3 protein-coding genes and 1 pseudogene are annotated in these 3,534 nt (G+C 69.7%); all 4 read right to left on the reverse strand.

Translation table 11 applies throughout. The features are described 5' to 3' along the window. Positions 1-71: 71 nt before the first annotated feature. The 4 genes and pseudogenes from NI18_RS17580 to NI18_RS17595 all read right to left on the reverse strand — a co-directional run bounded on the left by NI18_RS17580 (position 72) and on the right by NI18_RS17595 (position 3,367). Positions 72-946 (reverse strand): annotated as a pseudogene (locus tag NI18_RS17580) (class I SAM-dependent methyltransferase). Continuing rightward, positions 943-2,343, reverse strand: coding sequence for a threonine synthase (thrC, locus tag NI18_RS17585; protein WP_037531826.1), 1,401 nt, complete (start codon positions 2,341-2,343; stop codon positions 943-945). The pseudogene NI18_RS17580 and the gene thrC overlap by 4 nt, the downstream one beginning before the upstream one ends. Before the next feature lie 11 nt (positions 2,344-2,354). After that, on the reverse strand, positions 2,355-2,987 hold the full coding sequence (locus NI18_RS17590) for an SURF1 family cytochrome oxidase biogenesis protein (RefSeq protein WP_037531828.1): 633 nt from the start codon (positions 2,985-2,987) through the stop codon (positions 2,355-2,357). Next, positions 2,984-3,367 (reverse strand): DUF983 domain-containing protein, encoded by a 384-nt coding sequence (locus tag NI18_RS17595; RefSeq protein ID WP_031441783.1) that lies wholly within the window; start codon positions 3,365-3,367, stop codon positions 2,984-2,986. Before NI18_RS17595 ends, NI18_RS17590 begins: the two co-directional genes overlap by 4 nt. Between the last annotated feature and the right edge of the window lie 167 nt (positions 3,368-3,534).

The raw sequence follows: 3,534 nt of genomic DNA on the forward strand, positions 1-3,534 counted from the left end.
CGGATTTGGGGTTTGGGGCGGGGGTGTGCTTCGACTTCGCTCAGCACGAACGGTTTGGGGGTGGTCCCGCGTCAGTCGCGGGACCAGCGGGCCCAGATGGCGGTGGGGAGGGTGAGGCCGCGGGTTTCCTCGCGGACGCCGAGTTCGCCGGCTTCGACCTTGCCGGGCAGGTCGGCGAAGACCTGGTTGAGCAGTTCGCCGATCGCGAGCGCGGACATGCGGACCGCGTAGACCGTCAGGAACAGGAAGCGCGAATTCTCGTCGAGTAGCTTGCGGCAGTCGGCGATGAGGCGGGGCAAGTCCTCCTCGAGCCGCCAGACCTCGCCCTCGGGACCGCGGCCATATTTCGGCGGGTCGAGCAGGATGCCGTCATAGCGACGGCCGCGCCGCACCTCGCGCGCGACGAACTTGGCGGCGTCGTCGGTCATCCAGCGGATCGGCGCGTCGGCCATCCCCGACAGGCGCGCATTGGCCTTGGCCGCCTCGACCGATTTCTTCGACGCATCGACATGGACCATGCGGACGCCCTTGGTCGCCATGGCGAGCGTGCCGACGCCGGTATAGCCGAACAGGTTCATGCATTCGGGGCTGTCGAGCCCGGCGACGCGCTCGCGCATCCAGCTCCACACCGGCGCCATGTCGGGGAAGAAGCCGAGATGGCGGAAGGGGGTGGTCTGCGCGGTGTAGGACACCTCGTTCCACTTGAGCGTCCAGCCTCGCGGGGCACGGGTTCCGAGAATTCCCAGCGGCCGCCGCCATCCTCGTCCGAGCCGGGGACGAACTCGCCTTGCGTCTTCCAGTCGGTCGAGGCGGGGGCCCACATCGCCTGTGGTTCGGGGCGGATGAAGCGGAAACGGCCATAGCGTTCGAGCTTCTTGCCGTGGCCCGAATCGATCAGGCCGTAGTCCGCCCAGGGTTCGCCGATGAGGGTGTCGAGCGTCTTCATGCCGACGGCTTTGCGCGGTCGGCGATATAGGCGGTGATCGCGTCGAAGGTCGCGGGCAGCGTGACGTAGCGCTCCTCGCGCTGGAACAGGTCGCCGACGCGTGCGGGGAGCGACGGCCGGACGCCGGTCGCGCGCTCGACCGCGTCGCGGAACTTGGCGGGATGCGCGGTGGCGAGCGTGACGATCGGGGTACCGGGCGGCACCTCGGTACGCAGCGCGGCGGCGAGGCCGATCGCGGTGTGCGGGTCGATCACCTGCCCGGCATGCTCATGCGCCCAGCGCATCGCGAGCGTCATGTCGTCGAGATCGACACGGTCGCTCTGGAACAAGGCCGCCGCCCCTTGCGACTGCGCGTTGGTGAGCCGCATCGCGCCAGACGATTCGAAGCCCGCCATCTGGGCTGCGAGTGCTGCGCCGTCGCGGCTGCCGAGGTCGAACAACAGGCGTTCGAAGTTCGAGCTGACCTGGATGTCCATCGACGGGGTCGGGGTCTGTTCGACGCCGGTCTTCGAATAGTCGCCGCTGCTGAGTGCGCGGTGGAGGATGTCGTTGACGTTGGTCGCGACGATCAGCCGCGCGACGGGAAGGCCCATGCGGGCGGCGACATAGCCGGCGAAGACGTCGCCGAAATTGCCCGTGGGAACGGAGAAGGCGACCTCGCGATCGGGCGCGCCGAGGCGGACCGCGGCGTAGAAGAAGTACACGACCTGCGCCATCAGCCGGGCCCAGTTGATCGAGTTCACCGCGGACAGCGCGAACCGGTCGGAGAAGCCGGGGTCGTTGAACATCGCCTTCACGAGCGCCTGCGCGTCGTCGAAGCTGCCTTCGATGGCGATGTTGTAGACATTGGGGCTGAGCACCGTCGTCATCTGGCGGCGCTGCACGTCGGAGATGCGGCCGGCGGGGTGGAGCATGAAGATGTCGATGCCCTCGCGCCCCGCGACCGCGTCGATCGCGGCCGAGCCGGTGTCGCCGCTGGTCGCGCCGACGATCGTCAGCCGCTTGGTCGTGCCCGCGAGGAAGCGTTCGAAGAAGAGGCCGAGCAGCTGGAGCGCGACGTCCTTGAACGCGAGCGTCGGGCCGTGGAAGAGTTCGAGCAGCCACTGGTCGTGGTCGAGCTGGACCAGCGGGACGACCGCAGCGTGTGAGAAGCGGCCATAGGCCTGGTCGCAGAGCGCCTTCAGCTCGTCGCGGGTCATCGCGTCGCCGACGAACGGCGCCATGACGGCGACCGCGGTGTCGACATAGGAGAGGCCGGCGAGCGCGGCGATCTCGTCGCGGGTCATCGTCGGCCATGCCTCGGGGAGGTAGAGGCCGCCATCGGATGCGAGGCCGGCGAGCGTCGCCGCTTCGAAATCGAGGACGGGGGCCGAGCCGCGGGTGCTGATGTAACGCATGGCCAAGCCGGTTAGCGGGACGCAGCTTTCGACACAACCTTGCCGCGCCTGCCCAGTGCCAGGACATAAATGATCGCGGCGATGGCGGCGAAGAAGAACCACTGGCCGGCATAGGCGAGATGGTTGTTCGGGACCGCGTCGAGGTCGGGCTTGCCGTTGGGGGCGAGGCCGGCGGGCGGCGTGTCGGCGACGAGCATCAGCCGCGCCGGGGTCGGGTCGAACAGCGAACCGATCAGCGAGCGGCCGTCGGGGGCGTGGGTGATATAGCCCGAGACCGCGCCGCCGGGCCATTGGGGCTTGAGCTTCGGATCGCGCGTCGTGCCGAGCTGGACGATCATACCGGGGCCCTCGGCGCCGGTGCGGCAGTCGGCGATGACGCGAAAGCCCGCCTTGCCCGCGCCGGCAAGGCGGATCGCGGTCGGCTCGAGGCAGACGCCCGTCGCGCGGCGGAACAGCAGGGTCTCGTCGGGGAGGCTCGGGAACGCCATCGGCGGACGCGCGGGGTTGGCGGCGAGCTGCGAGAGGAACGCCTCCTTTTTCGGGAGGCGGTCGAGCAGCTGCCACAGGCCGAGCGCGATCATCGCCGCGACCGCGAGCGCGACGAGGAGGGTCGGGAGGACGGGGAAACGCCGGGTGGTCGTCACGGCTGGCTGCGACCCTCGCGCGCGGCGTTCCGATACTCGGCGGACATGAGCGCACCCTTGGCGGCGCGGAGCGACAGGATGACGCCCGCGGCGGTGAACGGGATCCAGACCAGCATGTGCACCCAGAGCGGCGGGTGCAGCGTCAGCTCGAGCGTGATCGCGAGCGCGACGACGATCGCGCCGAGGATCAGCGTCAGGAACGCGGCGGGGCCGTCGCCGACGTTGAACTTGCTGAAATCGAGGCCGCAATTGGAGCAGCGGTCGGCGAATTCGGCCCATCTGGCGAAGAGGGTGGGCTTGCCGCAGCGCGGGCACAGGCCCTTGAGCGCGACCTGGGCGATCGGGGGGGCTGAGGCGAGGGGGTAGGGGTCGGGGGTCATGCGCGGTCGCCTTGCCCGGTGTGTCTCGCCGCGAGGGTTGGGAGCCAGGCTGGGCTCCCGCCTCGCGGGAGAACAGGGTGAGAAGGGCGCGCGGTTCGCCAGATGCCACCTCCCCGCGGAGGCCGGGGGGCAGTGGGGGGCGTTGCTGACTGAGGGCAGCGCTTCGT

It is taken from the genome of Sphingomonas sp. Ant20, assembly GCF_000783375.1.
GTDB classification, from domain to species: domain Bacteria; phylum Pseudomonadota; class Alphaproteobacteria; order Sphingomonadales; family Sphingomonadaceae; genus Sphingomonas; species Sphingomonas aerolata.

What these genes read in the sequence shown, in the direction of transcription:
- thrC (WP_037531826.1), bottom strand. Translation starts at nt 2,343, where the DNA reads ATGCGTTACATCAGCACCCGCGGCTCGGCCCCCGTCCTCGATTTCGAA.
- NI18_RS17595 (WP_031441783.1), bottom strand. Translation starts at nt 3,367, where the DNA reads ATGACCCCCGACCCCTACCCCCTCGCCTCAGCCCCCCCGATCGCCCAG.